Genomic DNA, 17,593 nt, shown 5'->3' on the forward strand with positions numbered 1-17,593 from the left:
TTTTGGGGCAGCCCGGAATCATTGATGGTTGGCTATCAGGCGCTTTGGCGCAGCTGACTCAGATTGGTCATGTAGAAGGCCACAAGCTCGGCATGGCTTTTTACGGGCTGTCCATAGGCGCTTTGGCCGGCATGGGTCGGAAAGGAAGCCCATTCCGGGGCGAGCCGATTCATTGCCGCTTTGGTGAGGCCATTACGGTCAATCTCCTTCAAGGCGCCACGCTTTTCGACGAGATGCAGCGCTGCTTGGTCTTGATGCTCTGGGGCGAAGCTGGGTAGGTCGAGCCTGTTGGCCACCTCCTGCCAGGTGGTTGGCAAGAACTGATACGCCCCTGCTGCGGCACTGGAATAGCGCTTCACGACAACACGTTCAGGGTGGCGGGAGAGGTCTTGAAACTGACCACCCCCATAAAGGATGCGGTAGCCCTGGTCCTTGCCGTCCTTCCAGGTGCCTTCTGCAAAGCGGATGGTGTTGAGCAGTGCGCGACGTTCAGGTGTGATGACGTAATGCGCTGCGGGTTGGCCTGAGAGGTTCGCTGCGCTGATGTTGTCGCTCGTGGTGTTCAGCGATCGCTGCGGCTTCAGAGCCTCAGCCACCATCCGGTTGTGCTGATTGCGTTCGCTCGAGCGCTCGGCCTGCAGGCTCTGTCCCACGGAAAGCGCCAGCCCGACGCTGATGGTGCCAAGGCCGAGGACCTTTGGCGCGGCCTGGGCAATGGGCTGGATCCGGTGAGTGAATCGATGCAGCAACCGAGATAACTCCGAACAAAGGAGTCGCCACCCTCGTCAATGGCATGGCTTGATGGCGAGGGCCCCATGCGCTCTCTTGACGCGTTGCCGTTGATATGCCTAGGCAGAAAAACTCAGCCGGATCTCGGTACTGGACTCGCGAGACCGGCCTGGTGGCGTGCAACCCCTTGCCTGAGTGCTCTTTGATGCGCTGGTTGCTCTCATCGAGCTTTAAGTATTAGCAAAGCTTTTTAATTGCTTTGGGACTGATCAGCTGGCGCTGAGGAATCCCATGGCGTCCCGCGTTCGTCTGACCGTGGTGTCAGCCACGGCGCTGGCCCGTTCGCGACCCTTCTGCAGGACTGTCTCCAGCTGGGCGCGGTCGTCCATCAGTAAGCGGTAGCGCTCCTGAATCGGCTCAAGAGCGGCAATCGTGGCTTCCGCCAGCAGGGGTTTGAACTGCCCCCAACCCATCTCGGCGCAATCCTTGGCGACGACATCGCGCCCCTTGCCGCTGAGAATGGCGTAGAGCCCCAGCAGGTTGTCGGTTTCGGGACGGTCGGGATTGTCAAATTCCAGGCCACGCTCAGGGTCTGTTTTGGCCCGTTTGATTTTTTTGGCAATCAGCTCCGGAGGGTCCAGCAGGGTGATGCGACTGCCTTCATTGGGATCGCTCTTGCTCATTTTGCTGCGGCCATCCGTCAGGCTCATGACCCTGGCGCCCTCCTTGAGGATCAGTGGTTTGGGGACCTTGAGTACAGGGGTCTCAGCTTTGCCGAAGCGGGCATTGATGCGCTGTTGTGCGATGTCGCGGGCCAGTTCCAGGTGTTGCTTCTGGTCTTCGCCGACCGGAACCAGGTCTGCGTCATATAAAAGGATGTCGGCGGCCATCAGCACGGGGTAATCGAGCAAGCCCACCGACACGTTGTCGCCTTGCTTGACCGCCTTTTCCTTGAACTGGATCATCCGTTCCAGCCAATTCAGAGGCGTGACGCAGTTCAGTAGCCAGCAGAGCTCGCTGTGGGCAGCTACCTGGCTCTGAACAAAAACAGTGGAGCGCTCGGGATCCAGTCCGCAGGCCAGATACAGCGCTGCAGTGCTGAGGGTGTCCTGGGCCAAGCGATCCGGATCGTGAGGAACCGTGATGGCATGGAGATCGACGACACAGAAAAACGTGTCGTGATCCTTCTGAAGATCAACCCAGTTGCGGATCGCTCCTAGCCAGTTGCCCAGATGAAGGGCGCCCGTCGGCTGGACGCCCGAAAGAACACGAGGCAGCCCCATTAATCAGGCCTCTGTTGTGCTGTCCTGGTTTGCGCTGTCATCTCCTATTGGTTGTTCAGGAGTTGAGTCGGCTTCAGCAGCAGCCTCTGCTGTTTCTGCAGGTTCTTCAGGCTCGGGCTCTGGAGCGGGGGGCTGGGGTTTGGCAGGGCGCGCGAAGGGATCCGGTCTTGATCCGCGACCACCTTCTCCGCGATTGTCACGGCGTCCGCCACGGTCATCATCACGCCGGCCACCTCCTCGGTTGCCTTGGGTGCGTTGCGCTGCCACCAGTTCTTCCAGCTTCCCCTCTTCCAGCATCTGGCCGAGTGTGCGCACTGCAAAGCCGAGCACCGCAACGGTTGAGCGGAGATTTAAGGCCTCCTGCAGCGCACGTGCGGAGCGCATTTCGTTGTCGCTCAGCCTGATTCTGAAGCCACCGCCCTCACGGTTGCCCTGGCCGCGTCCTCCGCGGCCTCCACGACCGCCATCGCGGCCGTTGTCACCCTGTCCGCCCTGGTGGCGGGAATCGCTGTAGGAATCAGTCATGGCCTGGGGCCTGGAGTCAGGCGCAAGTGTGACGCATCACCGCTCTTCTGACAGTGACTTGATTCGTTCCCAACAGCTTTGACCTGATCGCCTGCGGTCGACACCAGCGGTTCGCCCCCTTTGCAGGTTTCCTGTGAGCGAGGCAATTCGACTTGTTGATCGATTGCAGGCGGCCGATTCTCTGGGCTGTATCACTGGAGGTGAGCTAAGAAGGCCAGATCTGGAGGATCCCAGTGCAGTTCCCGGTCCAATTGATCCGCTCCTTATCACTGGGTGATGGAACCATGACGTCCGGTGTGATCAGGCGTGTCCTGCTGTCTGTCGGCGTGATCGGAACCGGTCAGTGGCTGCTGTCGGATGTGGTGCATGTACCTGGGGGTGGGCTGGGTGTTGCTGCTGTTGCAGGCCTGTGGTGGTTGTCCAGGTCTCCAAAACAACCCCGTTTTCGTGAGCCGGCATCCCTCAAAGGTTGGATCGAGCGCTGCGAGCTGGTGCTGAATCAGTTCGAGGAGCTTGAGGTGGTGCTGGAACTGCAGGGATTGCGTTCTCCCCGGGAAAAGGAGTTGCGGCGCATCGAAGGCTTTGATGTCCCGCTCAGTGTGGGTGTGGTGGCCACTGAGGGATCCGGTGTGCCCGCTACGGTTCAGTTGCAGCAAGCGTTGGCGGGCGCGGCCTCGCTCGATCTCTGCCTGGCGAATCCCCTACCGGTGACATCCACTTCTTGGAGCTGGCCTGATGATCTGCAGGAGCTGGATGTGCTGCTGCATGTGCTGCCCCTGCCTCTGCGTGCTGCAGACCTGCTCTGGTTGGACCAGCTGCCTGCGGATCGCCCTGTTTGGCTGCTGCTGCGCTCCTCAGTTGACAGGTCTGCTGAAGACCATCTGGAGGCTTTGCGCTGTCAATTGCCGGAGCGATGGCATCAGTGCCTGCTTCCTTGGTCTGGTGAAGCCATCGAACTGCGAGGTGTGCTCCAGCCTGTTCGTCAACAGCTGATGCGTGCGGAACGGGTTCGAGAGGGCACGCGTCAACGCTTGCTCAACAACCTGCATCGGCGCTGGCAAGCTGATCTTGAAACGCTGCGAAGAGAGAGATTCCGCCTGCTGCTGCAGCGCAGTCAGTGGATTGTCGCTGGCGTTGTCATCGCTTCACCGGTTCCCTCTGTTGATCTGCTGGCTGTTGCCGTCGGCAATGGCTTGATGGTGAAGGAGATGGCCACGATCTGGAGCTGTCCTTGGAGTTCCGAGGTGCTGCAGGTGGTCGCCCGGCAGCTGGGCAGCGCCGCTCTGGCTCAGGGTGTTGTGGAGTTGAGCGGCCAGGCGCTGCTTGGACTGGCCAAGCTTGATGGGGCCAGCTGGATCGCCGCAGGTGCCATGCAGGGATTGAGTGCTGCTTACCTAACCCGCGTGGTGGGCGTTTCCATGGCCGACTGGATGGCCTTGAATGCCGGCGTCGCTGAGCCCGATCTGGAGGAGCTGAAGCGACAGGCTCCGCTGCTGGTGGCACGTGCTGCAGAGCAGGAGCGCCTCAACCTCGCTGGGTTCGCCCAGCAGGCCCATGAATGGATTCAGGAACGCAACAGCTGCACCCCCGCATGATTTGGGCGACCAGAATTGCTTCAGACTTCTTCATGAAGCCTTCATGAAGCCGTCATGAATGAATGCTGCGAGTTGACTCGATTGATGAGAATGACGGGTCAAAAGTCGACATTTCCATAACCTTGAAACGAATCTTTGCCGACCGATCGGAAGGCTGATTCATCTCCGTTCTCTTTCCTTTCATGGCTACTGCAATCCGCAGCGGACGCCGCGGCAGCTGGGAAAATTTCTGTCAGTGGGTCACCGACACCAATAACCGCATTTATGTGGGCTGGTTCGGTGTGCTGATGATTCCCTGTCTGCTTGCAGCCACCGTCTGCTTCATCATTGCCTTCATCGCCGCTCCCGCGGTGGACATCGACGGCATCCGTGAGCCCGTTGCTGGCTCCTTGATCTACGGCAACAACATCATCTCTGGTGCTGTTGTTCCCTCCTCGAACGCCATCGGCCTTCACTTCTATCCCATCTGGGAAGCTGCTTCTCTCGACGAGTGGCTGTACAACGGCGGTCCTTACCAGCTGGTTGTCTTCCACTTCCTGATCGGCATCTCCGCTTATATGGGGCGTCAGTGGGAACTCTCCTACCGCCTCGGCATGCGCCCCTGGATCTGCGTTGCTTACAGCGCACCGCTGTCTGCAGCCTTCGCTGTGTTCCTGGTGTACCCCTTCGGTCAGGGTTCCTTCTCTGACGGCATGCCCCTGGGCATCTCTGGCACCTTCAACTTCATGTTGGTGTTCCAGGCCGAGCACAACATCCTGATGCACCCCTTCCACATGCTTGGTGTGGCTGGCGTCTTCGGTGGTTCACTGTTCTCCGCCATGCACGGTTCACTGGTGACCTCCTCCTTGGTTCGTGAAACAACCGAGAACGATTCACTGAACTATGGCTACAAGTTCGGCCAAGAGGAAGAGACCTACAACATCGTGGCTGCCCACGGTTACTTCGGTCGCCTGATCTTCCAATACGCGTCGTTCAACAACAGCCGTAGCCTGCACTTCTTCCTGGCTGCCTGGCCCGTTGTCGGCATCTGGTTCACCTCCATGGGCATCAGCACCATGGCCTTCAACCTGAACGGTTTCAACTTCAACCAGTCCATCCTTGATGGTCAGGGCCGCGTCCTGAACACCTGGGCTGATGTGCTGAACCGCGCCAACCTCGGCATGGAAGTCATGCACGAGCGCAACGCTCACAACTTCCCTCTCGACCTGGCTGCTGCTGAGTCCACTCCTGTGGCTCTGCAAGCTCCCGCCATCGGCTGAGGCTGAAGTCTCCAAGAGATTCAGCTTTAGCTGAATCGGAAAGCCCCCTCTCCCGAGGGGGCTTTTTACTGGCTTAATTAACATCCCTGCTTTCGCGCAGGAATCCTTTCAATAACTCTGAGCTTGAGTGATCGATCGACAGAATGGTATGTCTGCTAATTACTTCAGTGCAGGTTGTATTGATGCTGATCGATTCGCGCAGCCTTCCCCTATATGAGAGACATGCGAACTGGCTGTTGGTCAGGCTTTTTCATTGCAAGCACTGGCGTGCTTTTCGCGCCAGTTTGATCCACAATGGTGCGGGTACTCAATGTTTTTGATTCCAATTACATGGAGGCAGGCTCTAAAACTATGACCCACTAATATTTCGCGAAGAGATGATTCGTTGAATATGTATGGATCAACTTCTTCCTTGTAGGAATGACTGATTAGTATTTTTGTCCAGATCTGAAGTCGTGCTCTTCTTCTTTTAATTCAGATGAACTGCAGGTTGATTGCGCATAGTGGATGAGGTTTTTATATCCTTCTGGTACTAATCCAGGGCAAAGAATGCCGACTTCGATGGCCTGAGGGCAGAAATACACACCGGCCCACCGATTGATGAAACGCCCTTTGATCTCGTCTGAGAACACGAAGCCATTGCGCGCCGCGTAGTCAATGATCTGCTGCGGCCCGAGATCCGCTAACTGCTCTCGGAATGTCTTGTCCTCTCTTGCTCTGTCAATAAAAGCATGCAGCGCAGCCTTAGACATTGGGCTCCTGGATGTTTTAATCAATGTACTGCTTTTAGATTCTCTTATTGTCGTGAAGCTTGTGATTGCAATATTTGCTTGCACCATGCATCCTCACTGTTGAGCTTTGTGAACTGATCAGTTTTTTCATGACTATCTTTTATGAAAAGACCTATGATTAATGTAATGAGCTTTTCGCTTTACGCTCTCATCAGGTCTGCTGTCCTCGGATGAAAAGAGTCACGTTTGAGCTCGGTGACGAGCTCCATAAGAAATTAAAACTTCTCTGTTATACCGAGGGAGTTTCGATCGGACATATTTTGCGTGAGTGTGTTTCTGACTTTTGTAATAAGCATGATGCACATCTTATTGAATTAGTTGACCATCGCTCCAAGTAATTATTTTAATGCTCTGGTTCAAGGTCAGTTCTTGATTTTGCGAGTGTTCTCTTCTCCGGAAGTTAGGCGTTATTTCCTTGGTCAAAGATGTTGGGGCAAGTCTGATTTTGATTGTCCTGATCCCGGCAACGTTTTTGATGCTTATTGATTGGGGGATACATTGAAATTAAAAACTGTAACGCATCCCCTAAGGTGTTTTGGTGATCCTTGGTTTGACGATAGTTTAAAATTTATTGTTTAATGCTGCAGCGGTATGGCAGAGCGTTTTGATGTTTTGGTTCAGGGAATATCCAAGTCTGATGCGCTTCATTTATTGTTTGCTAAAACAGATTCTGTTCAAAGGCCCTCTGATCGTTATTTTGCGGCCACGAGGCTAGGCCTGTGTGATTGTGATGAAACTCTTGATGCCTTGATCAGGGCAACTACCGATCTCAAGGTTGACGAATTATTTGACAGGATCACTCGACGTAAGGCTGTCGAGGCATTGGGTAGAAGGAAGGATCCCAAGGCCATTCCTGCATTGGTTGAAGTCCTGAGGTGTACTGATACCGAAGCAGTGATTAATTCCTTGTCGGCATTGATCAGAATTGGCTGGTCGCCAAATGAGGAAGAGGAAAGTCATCTTCTGAATCTGTTGGATGGAGAAGTCACGCAAGCTCGTGCAGTGATTCAGCTTTTCACGAGGCTTCGTATTCAAAGTGCGCAGTCAAAGAATCGGATTGGCGGTTTGTGCGATCACGAAAGTCTGTTGGTCTCCGGTGCTGCAAGGGCTTATCTGGCACAGCTTTATGGGGAAGTCGGTTTGATGAAACCATTGGTCGCTTGTCTTACTGACCTTGTTGCTGGAAAGCGGAGATCTGCGGTGATTGATATTGGTGATTCCGGGGATGAAAGCCTGCTGCCTGTCTTGGTTCGTGCACCTGTATCGATGTCGCTTCGAGCTAAAAGTTTCTTGCAGATCGTTGATGGCAACCAGTCTCTCTCGAAACCTGAAAATCAGGCTTTGTTTGAACAGCTGCTTCGCGATGATCCTTTGTTGTTAGACATTCGACCGGAGTGGGAATGTGGATCAGATCCTGATGAGATCGAACGGAATCTCAGCCATCGTGATGAAGCTCGACAGTATGGTGCTGCAGCGAGTTTGATGCGGATTGATCGCAGCGAATGCCTTGCAGTGATTGAAAGTATGCAGGAAAGACTCTGGTCTGATTATGTCACTCACTATTATCTGAGTTGTCTTGTTGGTTTGCGAAAGTTCAGCGAAAAGAGTGATCTTGTCAGGTCTGCTCTTGCCGAAACCACGCCCCAATATACGAAGTCGAGAATTGCAGCTGCCTGGGCTTGCGTTGAACTGCAACTTGATGACCAGATGGATCTTTTGTACGAGCTCTCTTCATCGGCTCCTTGGGTTCCATTGCGTTGGACATGCCAGAAAGCATTGGCACGCTTGATTGAGACGCAACAGCTCGAAAGGACGTTCTGAGATCTCTTGACTGAACGATTTTCCTCTTGCTTGCTTAAGCAGAATGCTTGGCCATGTGCTGCATCAGGTCAATGCATTTGCAGCTGTAGGCCCATTCATTGTCGTACCAAGCCACCAGTTTCATGAACTGATCATTGAGCGCCATGCCTGCTCCAGCATCAAATACTGAGGTGCAGCTTTCTCCCAGAAGATCGTTGGATACGATTGGATCTTCGGTGTAACCAAGGATGCCGGAAAGACCGTTCTGTGAGGCTTCTTTCATGGTTGTCTTGATTTCTTCGTAACTAGCTGGTTTGGCCAGATTCACGGTCAGGTCGACGACGGAGACATCAGGAGTTGGTACCCGGAACGCCATGCCTGTGAGTTTCCCATTCAGTTCTGGAATCACACGACCCACGGCTTTGGCAGCACCCGTTGAGCTGGGAATGATGCTCTGCCCCGCGCCTCGTCCACCTCGCCAGTCTTTGAGTGAAGGGCTGTCAACTGGCTTCTGGGTTGCCGTGGTGGCATGCACGGTGGTCATCAGACCACTGACGATTCCGTAGTGGTCGTTCACGACCTTGGCGAGTGGTGCCAGACAGTTCGTTGTGCAGCTGGCATTCGACACGATGTCTTCTCCTGCATAGGAGTTGTGATTCACTCCCATGACGAACATCGGCGTGTCGTCTTTGGAGGGAGCGCTCATCACCACGCGTTTGGCGCCGGCCTCAAGGTGTTGGCGGGCGGTGTCGGCGGTCAGAAAGAAGCCAGTGCTTTCCAGCACGTAGTCGGCTCCCACCTCACCCCAGCGCAGCTGGCGGGGGTCTCGTTCGGCCGTGACGCGAATGTGACTGCCATTCACCATCAAGTGGCCATCCACCACGTTGATTTCACCTGGGAAGCGGCGATGCGTTGAGTCGTAACGCAGCAGGTAGGCGAGGTAGTCGAGTTCGATCAGGTCGTTGATGGCAACCACCTCCACGTCGGGGCAGGCCATGGCCTGTCGGAAGGCGAGACGCCCGATGCGTCCGAAGCCATTGATGCCAATACGGATGGACATGAAGGCGACCCCTTCTGCTTCCCTGACTTATAGAGCCCATTGCAATCGAAAACCCCCTCCTTTTCTGGGACGCAGACAGAGTGAGCTCAGGTCGTTGCCGATGCCCATGGTTTCTCCGCCAGCCGAAGCCTCTTGCCCCAACCGGCCCTGCCCCGCTGGCCGGTTGGGGCCTGCTTGATTCGCGTCGACACTGTGGTGGCCCAATCAACTTTGTCCCTGAGGAAGCGCAGGATTGGGGCGTTGTTGTCCAACGTGCTTCCCAGTTGGTACGTGCGGTCACAGGCTGCGAACGTGTCTATGCCATCGCCTTCGGTGAGGGAGCCCGACATCTGCATCTGCATCTGATCCCACGTTCTGCTGATGATCCACGCACCAGCGCCTGGAAGATTGCTGATCTCTATCGAGATTTCGAAGCGGGAAAGGTCAATGCAGCGTCTGCTGACTGTGTGAATGAATGGGTGTTGCGCGCCAGAGATTTGGCCTCAGCCGTTCTGGATTGACACAGGTCATTGTGATTGCACAGCTCACCGATGCCAGTCGTCTCCAGTCACGCTTTTGTAGCGATCAACCAGCATTTGCTCGGTTTGCTTGAACCGGTTGATGTTGTTCGTCAGTTCCTGCTCATTGTGTTTGAGATAGGCGTGATGACCCACTTTCCATAAAGTTCTGGCTTTTTTCCAGCGAACCTGTGCTTCCTTCGCAGCAGCAATTAATTCGCTGAACTCTTCGTTTGAGAAGTCAAATTTCATCCTTTGCATGGTCTTGATCAGGGTTCGCCGTAAGGCCCGAAGCGCGTCGCGCAGGCAGCACCGCAGCGCGCTCCCAGCGCGACCGCCAGTTGAGTGCTCCAACCTGCGCTTAGTCCAGCGGTGACGCCTGCGGCAAAGCTGTCGCCACATCCATAGGACTCCACCATCGGGCCTGGCAGTGGAACAGCATCAAAACGGCCGCCTGGAATCAGCACGCCTCCGGCCTCACCCTCCGTGGCGATTCGAACGGTGGGTGCCGGATTGAGACAGTTCTCGGGAACCTGTTCGCCGGGGTCCAGTGCGCTGCCGATCAGGGCGTCCAGAGGCACTGAAGCCTGCTGCAACACGGCGAGTCCGAGTCGTGGTGTTGCACTCAGAACCCTGGCCTGGCGTGCCTGATGCAGGCCATCGCAGTCGGTGGCTGAGACGAACACGCCGTCGCAGTCTGCAAGTCGTTCCCAGTTGAGGTCGTCTTCAGCGGTGGGCATCAAGCGCTCGCCAATCACCGTGATTGCACGGTCACCACTGGGATCCATCAGGCTAATTCCGCGCCGACTGGGTTGGTCGCGCCAGGCCACCACTGGTTCAACTCCCAACTCTCTGAGGCGTTGTTCGCTGCGTTGGCCAATCGCATCCCGACCGAGTGCTGTGAAAAACAGAACTCTTTGACCGGTGAGGCGTGCCAGCTGGACTGCGATGACAGCTCCGGCACCCGCAGGTTCTTCGAGGTCTCGAGAAGCTCGTCCGATCCTGCCTGGTCTGGGCAGTGCATCGACCTCTAAAAAGGTGACCCACTCCTGATGCCCTACCACCGCCAGAGTCAGAGATTTCAGCTCGCTATCCAAGGGCGTGGGCATTGCGTCAGGGGATCGGCAGGACGGATTTGGCGGCATTGCGCAGCTGCACGTTGATCTTGCCTCCAACAGAATCCACTCTCACTGCTCCGGTCACATTCAGTAGTTCCCCATCGGGAGTGCCGACCAGCACGGGACCTCCGTCGCTGCCGTTCACGGTCACCGGCGCGGTGACTTCTTCCACCGTGACGGCACCTTCAACGGAAACACTGCCCTCAACCTTGACGGGTTCGGTCACGGCCACACCTTTGGGCACTCCCACGTCGCCGCTCACGGGCAGCGCTTTGACAGCTTCGATCGATAGAGGCTCCTCACCCTTCACGCTGACCGGCGCAGAGAGCTGATCAACGGTGATGCCTCCCACGAGCCGAACAGGCAGCGGCTGATCTAGTGGCAAAGCAATCGGGATGGGTTGACGAAGGATCTGAATGGCAGCCACGGCAATGGCCCACGCGGCGATCACTACAGCCAGCGGCCAGCGGCTGGCCATCATCAGAACGAACCAACGGGGATTAGAGCTTGGTGAGGTCGATGGGCCCTGGTCTGCCATGGCTTGAATGAACTTGATGCACCGGTTGTACCGGCTTCCTGCGGCTCGGCCATGGGTGGCGCCAGGACCTAGAGCTCAAGTTCAGAGCTCGTATTCCTCTTCGAATCGGCTCAATAACCCTTTGTAGAGAGCCAAGGTCCCCTCGCTCTCTTCGGTCACCCCATCGGTGATGTAGAGCGCGGCCAGATGGCTGCAAGCGGCATGAACCTGAGCAAAGGCTTCTGCGTACTCGTTTTGAACGTCTTCCTCACGGATGTCTCTGATCATCGCTGAGACGAATTCCACTTTCTTCTCGGCTGCTTTGATTTCAGCCTCCATCTCCTTGCTCAGTTTGCGTCGCTTGCGAGCCATGCCTCTGGTTCGACTGGCTTCAACCTAGGAGTGAGACCTGCAGGTCTTCCGTCGAGTCAGAAACAGAACGGAAGATATTTGGCGCTGCAGGCGACGTAACCATCAACCAATGGGCCGAGTCCGATCTGATGGACGATTCCCTGACCTGTGATGGCTTCAGTGAGAACGCCTATCACGATGCCCAACATGGCGGCACGGCCATTGAAACGCTCCACCCGATCCAGCTGCTGTTCATGGATGGCGCGGGCCGCTGAATCCTGGAACCACTTGTCGCTGGCTTGCTGCTGAGTCATGAAACCGTTGCGGATGTTTAGCAATGTAACAGCACATTGACTTTTGTCCTTAATCACTATCACTAATGCTTCTAATCGCCGCCCAGTGGCAGATCGGGCCTTGCCCCTGACCGATGGCCAGAGCCTGCTTCAGGCCTTGCTTGACGTACTCACGTGCCGCCGTCATTGCCACGTCGAGATCTTGCCCGAGAGCCAATCCTGCGGTGATGGCAGCTGACAGCGTGCAGCCTGTGCCGTGGGTATGGGGAGTATCCACCCAGGGACCCTCAAGCCAGTGGGGTTGGCCGTTGAACAGCAAATCCCGGCCCCCCAGCGATCGTTCGCTGCCGCTTTTGATCAGAACTGCCGCAGGCCCCTGGGCGTGGATCGCGGCTGCGGCTGCTTCGATGTCACTGTCGTCGTTCAGTTCATGGCCGCTGAGCAACCGCGCTTCATGGCGATTCGGGGTCAGCAGGGTTGCCAGCGGCAGCAGGTCGTCGCGTAGCGCGGCGATAGCGTCATCTTCGAGCAGCACGGCGCCTGTGCGGCTCACCATCACCGGGTCGATCACCTTCGGGATGCTCCAGTGCCGTAAGAGTTCAGCGGTGGTTTGAATCAGTTCGCGATTCAGCAGCATGCCGGTTTTCAGTGCATCGACAGGCAGGTCGTTCTTGACGGCTTGCAGCTGTGCCTCCAGGCCTGCGGGAGGAATGGGATCCACTCGGGTCACTCCGCAGGTGTTTTGCGCGGTGACGCAGGTCAGGGCACTGCAGCCATGAACCCTGAAGGCCATGAAGGCGCGCAAATCAGCCTGGATCCCTGCACCTCCTCCTGAATCGCTTCCCGCGATGGTGAGGGCGATCGCGGGAGTGATGTGTTGGGCCTGCATCAGGGTTTACGCCAGATCACCGGCTTGCGGCGTTTCGGGTAGAGCTCTCGGCACAGCTTGCAGACGGTGCCATCGCAGCCGCGTGCGCTGCAGTGCTCGCGGCCGTAGAAAATGATCTGCAAATGCAGTCGATTCCATTGCTCCTTTGGGAAGAGAGCCTTGAGATCTGCTTCTGTTTTCACAACGCTGTCGCCTTTGCTCAACCCCCAGCGCTGAGCCAGACGATGAATGTGAGTATCCACGGGGAATGCAGGGACCCCGAAAGCCTGCGCCATCACCACGCTGGCGGTCTTGTGCCCGACTCCTGGTAGCGCTTCAAGCTCTTCAAAACTCTGTGGAACGACTCCGTTGTGGACATTCACGAGGATGTGGGCGAGCTTGTGCACATTGCGCGCTTTGGTTTTGGCCAGTCCCAGCTGACGGATGTGGCGGTGGATCTCTGTTTCCTCGAGTGCTGCCATGGCAGCGGGCGTTGGCCCGGCAGAGAACAGTGCTGGAGTGACTTCATTCACCTTTTTGTCGGTGCACTGAGCACTGAGTAGAACGGCGATCAGCAGCGTGAAGGCATCGCTGTGATCCAGGGGAATCGGCGTCTCGGGGTAATGCTCGTTCAGCCGATCGAGGATCACTCTGGCTCTTTCGCCCTTGTTCATCACGGCTTGAGATCGACAGCCATAATTGCAGCGCCGTTGTTGGGATGAGAGATTGGCGAGTGTTCGAACTGTGGGTTCATGAGCCTTGAGCAGCGCCGAAACAGTTCTGATTCAAGCGACGCTTATGCACGAGCTGTGCGTCGGGAAGAGCAGCAACAGGAGCGTGAACAGCAGCAGCGTCGTCAAGACGACAAACCTCAGAACATTGCTGAACTCACTGAGATTGACGAGGCCAGCGATCTGTTTCGCCAGCACAGCCATCAACAATCAATGGAAGGTGGCTGAGTCTGGCTTGTTCTCGATCCCATCTCCATGAGTTTCACACGCTCCCAAGAGTGAAGACATTGAACCTGGTCTTTGATTGAATCGAGACGTATCAGCGTCCTGTTGAACAGCTCGAAAAGGAAATCAAGCTTCCAGATTGAATCAATTGATGGACGAAACGTCTGATGGCAGCGTTTCGGGAGAAAGCATCAATCCACTACAAACGGATAGACATCCGTATGAGGTCTGAAGAAATCACACACGCGAACCAAAGCATTCCAAATCTTGTTGCAACTTAATCAGATCAAGATATAGTGACTTTCCGATAAATACTTTGTTGGAAGCCCTGCTCCTGTCAAAACCTAAAGCGGTGAGGCTTTTAGGAGCCTTCATTACGGGAGCTTGTGCCTTCACAATATTGCCATCACAAGGCTTAGCTGCTGACAACATTCAAGAGATAACAGTTGGCCTAACTTGCGCAAACGTCGGAAGGGAGACCGGCAAGTGGGAAGACCTTGAGGGAACAGGAGGGTTTCTTGACGCGCCTTGGTATACCGGCAAAAAAGAGAGCCAAAATTGGCAGGAAGACAATTCAAACAAGGCGTCAAGAATATGGTCAGAGCTCTACTACGAAAAAACAAATCTTCAGTGGACAAGATTTTTATACTATTCAGACAAGTCATCTAGATCTTATCCAGTAAATCGTCATCACAGGTGGGCCGTAAAGGCAGGTCATTCTTCAAGCCTTTTCACATGGGTGCATTCAGACACTTCGCAAAGATGGGGTAGATATATGAGCAATTGCGAAACCATAGAAGGCGGCATACCGATTAGTTCGGTTTCCAAGGCGAGCATCCTTGAGTTAGCAAGAGGAATAAATATTGACGTTGAAAATACTGTGGCAAATAATTTCAAAATGGCACTCAATATACTCCCTAGAGCCCACACAGCGACTGGTGGCAGGGCAACCCAGGAATACCAATATCAACTCAGTGATGTTGTTTTGGATAGTTTTGACCCAGTCCAGCCTGACGAAGTCAAAGAATCCAATGAAGCAGAAGGCACAACAAAAACAGATAAACAGTCACGTCAATCAAAACCTGCCATAGAAGCCTGGATCAAAACACTGAGCGGCCATCATTCTGTTTTTGATTACGAACGCGGCTCTCACGGCACATTTGGAAATTGGGAAAGCAACTACTCGGGATACGTCATAGGAGTCAACGCAAACCTGAACAAGAACTTTTCGGTTAGTGGATTCATGAACAGAGCTGACATTGATGTCAGCTTTCTAGATGCGGGAGGAGGCTATTGGCGCCCAAGTGGATATGGTGGAGGAATCTCCTTGGGTTATCAACAAGGCAACTTTGTTGCTAAAGGCTTGCTTGGAAAAAGCACAATAGATGGACTGCATTCGAGAGGTCTCTTGGCAATCGGAGATTCAGAAGCAGGATTGGCCTATGGAGATAAGAAGGCGGAGATTTACACAGTCTCTTTGATGACGAGCTATAAAATAAAGATTAAGCTTGCAACTTTTGAGCCTGAAATATTTCTGAATGCGAATAAGAACTATGACTATCAGTGGAATGAGATTGGGGGAGGTGATTTCAACTTACGCTATGAGAACTACGACGACTTCTTTCTAAGAAGTCGTTTATCAGTAAAAATATCGCCTCCCCTCGCCGCCGAAGAAACGAACAGATTTTCTCCTTACCTGCGCATTGGCTGGCTTGCTGATTGGAACACCAACAATCGCGACGTTAAAGTTCAAAATATCTACAACAACAATCGCGCATCTCTTCCAATTAATCAAAAGCACTGGAACGGACTGAGCATTGAAACCGGATTGAACTATCTAGTGAATAAACAAGGTGACAGCCAAGCATCGATCAATGTCAAGGGAGGAATTGAGACTTGGGACTCGTCCAAGAAGCCAACAAACTGGAGTATTTCAGGCGGAATATCAATACAATTTTGATCGTGAATCACATCATTCAATCTTAAAAATCCATAGCCTTATAAATCGGCTGCAAGGCGCCTAAAATAACTCGGACAATGAATCCATCATTCACACTCACTAATAGACCTTGCGGGGTCTTAAATGCACCTCTGCTCTAGTCGTAAACCATCCACGAGCTTCTCCAAAAAGATCCTTGATTGAGCAGAAGACATCTATTTTGCTTTGCATGTTTTTATAGTTTTCCAGGTCATATTTAAATTTATCACAAAACTTGTCTTTGGCTAATTCTAAAAACTGTTCCGTATTTATTCGTTTAGCCATCACTTGTCCGGCATCTTGAGCCGCGCGAGCCAAGGGATCCCTAGTGGCACCATCATGACCACATGCTGATAGATAGCGAGCCGCTCAACCTCTGGATTCTCTGCTCTTGAACGTCGACATAAATTTCTGAGGGCCTATTACGTATCCGAACGGACGCTGAAGGACCCCCACGCCCCCTTGCGTGCCTGCTGATCAAGGTTTGCGTTGTTCGCGATCTGTTCTGCTTCTTTCTCAGTGCGGTTGATGGTTGGTCGCGGCCGCCGATGCCCGGCGGTCAATCCGCTCTGTTCATGGCAAGAAGGGACATGAGAGCCGAGGACACTGTGTCCTTGTTGTTCCAGCTCAATGCATTGGGTGGACTATTGCTGAAGCTGTTTGGTGAGCGCAGCACCGGACCCTTTTATTGTCTAAATGGTTTAGAAGCATGGTGTATAGATTGGTTTATAGATGTAAATGAGTGCTGCTGAGAAGCCAGGGTTGTACTGGACTCTGAGCCTGTCTTTAGGATGGCTGTAATTAACAATCAATGGAAGGTGGCTGAGTCTGGCTTGTTCTCGATCCCATCTCCATGAGTTTCACACGCTCCCAAGAGTGAAGACATTGAACCTGGTCTTTGATCGAATCGAGACGTATCAGCGTCCTGTTGAACAGCTCGAAAAAGACATCAAGCTTCCAGATTGAATCAATTGATGGACAAAACGTTTGATAGCAGCGTTTCGGGAGAAAGCATCAATTCAATTAGCATTTTCCGCTTGCATGTATTGGCTATAGTGATTTTGAGGCTTAAGAGAAACAGGATGAACCTTCGCAATCGATTGATCGCAGTTACGACTGTTGACTTGACGCTATCCACTGCCCACTCTATTTCCGCAGCAACGCTTCAAGACAAGGTTCGGTTTTCATACAGTATCGGCACGCAGCCTGGAAAACAGTATTGCGCCAATAAAGCAGCTCAAGAAGCGATGGAAAAAGGAACTGCTATTGCCATGGGTCAGACAAATATACCGATGTCAGTGATAAGCGAAATGGACTTTGAAGATGATCGCTACGCACTGCCTATGATTGAGGGCATGATTTCTTATGCTATCGATCATTGCCCGCAATGAGCAAAAAGACTATTCCCCGACCTCTATAAAATGTCTGATTAATCAATAGCGCTTAGGCGCTAGGGAGTGTTGCAATCCTTTTGAACCGATTGTGGTCTTGGATCACTTGGTTGTATTGATCAAATCATTTATTGATTTCTCAGCCTGTGCTCAGATTTGTGCTTTGCTTCGGGATTATTCAGATGGCTGATTCAAGCATGCCTCTATGTCAACGGCTATCCACTTCGACGCGCAGTATGGGTTGAGTGACGCGTTGCTACTTTCATTTTTGTTGACTGGTCTTTCCTCTATCCCTGTTGGCTTTGTTTTGATTATGTGGTTTGACTTGCTCCCTTGGCTCGATGACAGCATCTCTGGCTTGGTTGCCTATGTCGGCCCCATGTCCCCTCGTTGTAGTCTCGGCCCATGACTCAGTGAGTTGCATGTCGAATCGACGGATCGCTTTAGTGATTGGGACCGTTGTCGGCTTGATTGCGATCGTTGCATGGGTCGCTGAGATTGACATTGTCTTTCAAGAGTCAGCGGAAGAACAAGAGCCGAATCAAAAGTCACTGGTGATTGATGAGTCTTCTGCTGAGTCAA

At 53.8% G+C, this 17,593-nt stretch carries 21 protein-coding genes; 8 read left to right on the forward strand and 13 right to left on the reverse strand.

The window, feature by feature from the left end; genetic code table 11:
* Positions 1–35: 35 nt before the first annotated feature.
* From SIB42_RS07610 to SIB42_RS07620, 3 genes are all read right to left on the reverse strand, one after another.
* Complete coding sequence (locus SIB42_RS07610; protein WP_231856309.1) at positions 36–749, reverse strand: glycoside hydrolase family 104 protein; 714 nt, start codon at positions 747–749, stop codon at positions 36–38.
* 249 nt (positions 750–998) lie between these two features.
* The gene (gene trpS / locus SIB42_RS07615; RefSeq protein ID WP_067093000.1) at positions 999–2,012 is read right to left on the reverse strand and encodes a tryptophan--tRNA ligase; all 1,014 of its coding nucleotides are present in this window, start codon (positions 2,010–2,012) and stop codon (positions 999–1,001) included.
* A 3-nt stretch (positions 2,013–2,015) separates the two neighbouring features.
* Positions 2,016–2,537: a hypothetical protein gene (locus tag SIB42_RS07620; RefSeq protein ID WP_067093001.1), complete on the reverse strand. Its 522-nt coding sequence runs from the start codon at positions 2,535–2,537 to the stop codon at positions 2,016–2,018.
* Between the two features lie 284 nt (positions 2,538–2,821).
* Here SIB42_RS07620 and SIB42_RS07625 point away from each other — a divergent pair, with 284 nt between their 5' ends.
* Positions 2,822–4,132: a YcjF family protein gene (locus tag SIB42_RS07625; protein WP_067093160.1), complete on the forward strand. Its 1,311-nt coding sequence runs from the start codon at positions 2,822–2,824 to the stop codon at positions 4,130–4,132.
* A 182-nt stretch (positions 4,133–4,314) separates the two neighbouring features.
* Positions 4,315–5,391, forward strand: coding sequence for a photosystem II q(b) protein (gene psbA / locus SIB42_RS07630; RefSeq protein WP_067093002.1), 1,077 nt, complete (start codon positions 4,315–4,317; stop codon positions 5,389–5,391).
* A 428-nt stretch (positions 5,392–5,819) separates the two neighbouring features.
* Here psbA and SIB42_RS07635 read toward each other — a convergent pair whose 3' ends face one another.
* Complete coding sequence (locus tag SIB42_RS07635) at positions 5,820–6,143, reverse strand: Nif11-like leader peptide family natural product precursor (protein ID WP_067093161.1); 324 nt, start codon at positions 6,141–6,143, stop codon at positions 5,820–5,822.
* 357 nt (positions 6,144–6,500) lie between these two features.
* Between SIB42_RS07635 and SIB42_RS07640 the strand changes: the two genes are divergently transcribed.
* Both SIB42_RS07640 and SIB42_RS07645 read left to right on the forward strand, forming a co-directional pair.
* A complete protein-coding gene (locus SIB42_RS07640) occupies positions 6,501–6,668 on the forward strand; it encodes a hypothetical protein (RefSeq protein WP_156485088.1) in 168 nt (55 codons plus the stop codon).
* 105 nt (positions 6,669–6,773) lie between these two features.
* On the forward strand, positions 6,774–8,003 hold the full coding sequence (locus SIB42_RS07645; RefSeq protein WP_067093003.1) for a HEAT repeat domain-containing protein: 1,230 nt from the start codon (positions 6,774–6,776) through the stop codon (positions 8,001–8,003).
* Between the two features lie 34 nt (positions 8,004–8,037).
* Here the strand turns inward: SIB42_RS07645 and gap are convergent, their stop codons facing one another.
* Positions 8,038–9,042 carry a type I glyceraldehyde-3-phosphate dehydrogenase gene (gap, locus tag SIB42_RS07650; protein WP_067093004.1) on the reverse strand — a complete coding sequence of 335 codons (1,005 nt, stop codon included), beginning with the start codon at positions 9,040–9,042 and terminating at the stop codon, positions 8,038–8,040.
* Positions 9,043–9,122: 80 nt separating this feature from the next.
* Between gap and SIB42_RS07655 the strand changes: the two genes are divergently transcribed.
* The gene (locus tag SIB42_RS07655) at positions 9,123–9,542 is read left to right on the forward strand and encodes an HIT family protein (protein ID WP_067093005.1); all 420 of its coding nucleotides are present in this window, start codon (positions 9,123–9,125) and stop codon (positions 9,540–9,542) included.
* Positions 9,543–9,566: 24 nt separating this feature from the next.
* Here the strand turns inward: SIB42_RS07655 and SIB42_RS07660 are convergent, their stop codons facing one another.
* From SIB42_RS07660 to nth, 7 genes are all read right to left on the reverse strand, one after another.
* On the reverse strand, positions 9,567–9,791 hold the full coding sequence (locus tag SIB42_RS07660; RefSeq protein WP_067093006.1) for a hypothetical protein: 225 nt from the start codon (positions 9,789–9,791) through the stop codon (positions 9,567–9,569).
* A gap of 17 nt (positions 9,792–9,808) precedes the next feature.
* Positions 9,809–10,648: a PfkB family carbohydrate kinase gene (locus SIB42_RS07665; protein ID WP_067093007.1), complete on the reverse strand. Its 840-nt coding sequence runs from the start codon at positions 10,646–10,648 to the stop codon at positions 9,809–9,811.
* A 4-nt stretch (positions 10,649–10,652) separates the two neighbouring features.
* Positions 10,653–11,135, reverse strand: coding sequence for a hypothetical protein (locus SIB42_RS07670; RefSeq protein WP_413327741.1), 483 nt, complete (start codon positions 11,133–11,135; stop codon positions 10,653–10,655).
* A 141-nt stretch (positions 11,136–11,276) separates the two neighbouring features.
* Complete coding sequence (locus SIB42_RS07675) at positions 11,277–11,546, reverse strand: hypothetical protein (RefSeq protein WP_067093009.1); 270 nt, start codon at positions 11,544–11,546, stop codon at positions 11,277–11,279.
* 56 nt (positions 11,547–11,602) lie between these two features.
* Positions 11,603–11,839, reverse strand: a complete 237-nt coding sequence (locus SIB42_RS07680; protein WP_067093010.1) for a high light inducible protein — start codon at positions 11,837–11,839, stop codon at positions 11,603–11,605.
* Between the two features lie 49 nt (positions 11,840–11,888).
* Positions 11,889–12,707 (reverse strand): bifunctional hydroxymethylpyrimidine kinase/phosphomethylpyrimidine kinase, encoded by an 819-nt coding sequence (gene thiD / locus SIB42_RS07685; protein ID WP_067093011.1) that lies wholly within the window; start codon positions 12,705–12,707, stop codon positions 11,889–11,891.
* The gene (nth, locus tag SIB42_RS07690; protein WP_067093012.1) at positions 12,707–13,360 is read right to left on the reverse strand and encodes an endonuclease III; all 654 of its coding nucleotides are present in this window, start codon (positions 13,358–13,360) and stop codon (positions 12,707–12,709) included. Before nth ends, thiD begins: the two co-directional genes overlap by 1 nt.
* 78 nt (positions 13,361–13,438) lie before the next feature.
* Here nth and SIB42_RS07695 point away from each other — a divergent pair, with 78 nt between their 5' ends.
* Both SIB42_RS07695 and SIB42_RS07700 read left to right on the forward strand, forming a co-directional pair.
* A complete protein-coding gene (locus SIB42_RS07695; RefSeq protein ID WP_067093013.1) occupies positions 13,439–13,645 on the forward strand; it encodes a hypothetical protein in 207 nt (68 codons plus the stop codon).
* A 316-nt stretch (positions 13,646–13,961) separates the two neighbouring features.
* Positions 13,962–15,602 (forward strand): autotransporter outer membrane beta-barrel domain-containing protein, encoded by a 1,641-nt coding sequence (locus SIB42_RS07700; RefSeq protein ID WP_156485089.1) that lies wholly within the window; start codon positions 13,962–13,964, stop codon positions 15,600–15,602.
* Between the two features lie 99 nt (positions 15,603–15,701).
* On the opposite strand, the gene SIB42_RS07705 is transcribed toward SIB42_RS07700, so the two are convergent.
* Positions 15,702–15,938: a hypothetical protein gene (locus SIB42_RS07705; protein WP_067093015.1), complete on the reverse strand. Its 237-nt coding sequence runs from the start codon at positions 15,936–15,938 to the stop codon at positions 15,702–15,704.
* Positions 15,939–16,594: 656 nt separating this feature from the next.
* Between SIB42_RS07705 and SIB42_RS07710 the strand changes: the two genes are divergently transcribed.
* Positions 16,595–17,011: a hypothetical protein gene (locus SIB42_RS07710; RefSeq protein WP_156485090.1), complete on the forward strand. Its 417-nt coding sequence runs from the start codon at positions 16,595–16,597 to the stop codon at positions 17,009–17,011.
* Positions 17,012–17,593 lie beyond the last annotated feature (582 nt).

Source organism: Synechococcus sp. MIT S9508 (genome assembly GCF_047303045.1).
Taxonomy (GTDB): Bacteria; Cyanobacteriota; Cyanobacteriia; order PCC-6307; family Cyanobiaceae; genus Synechococcus_C.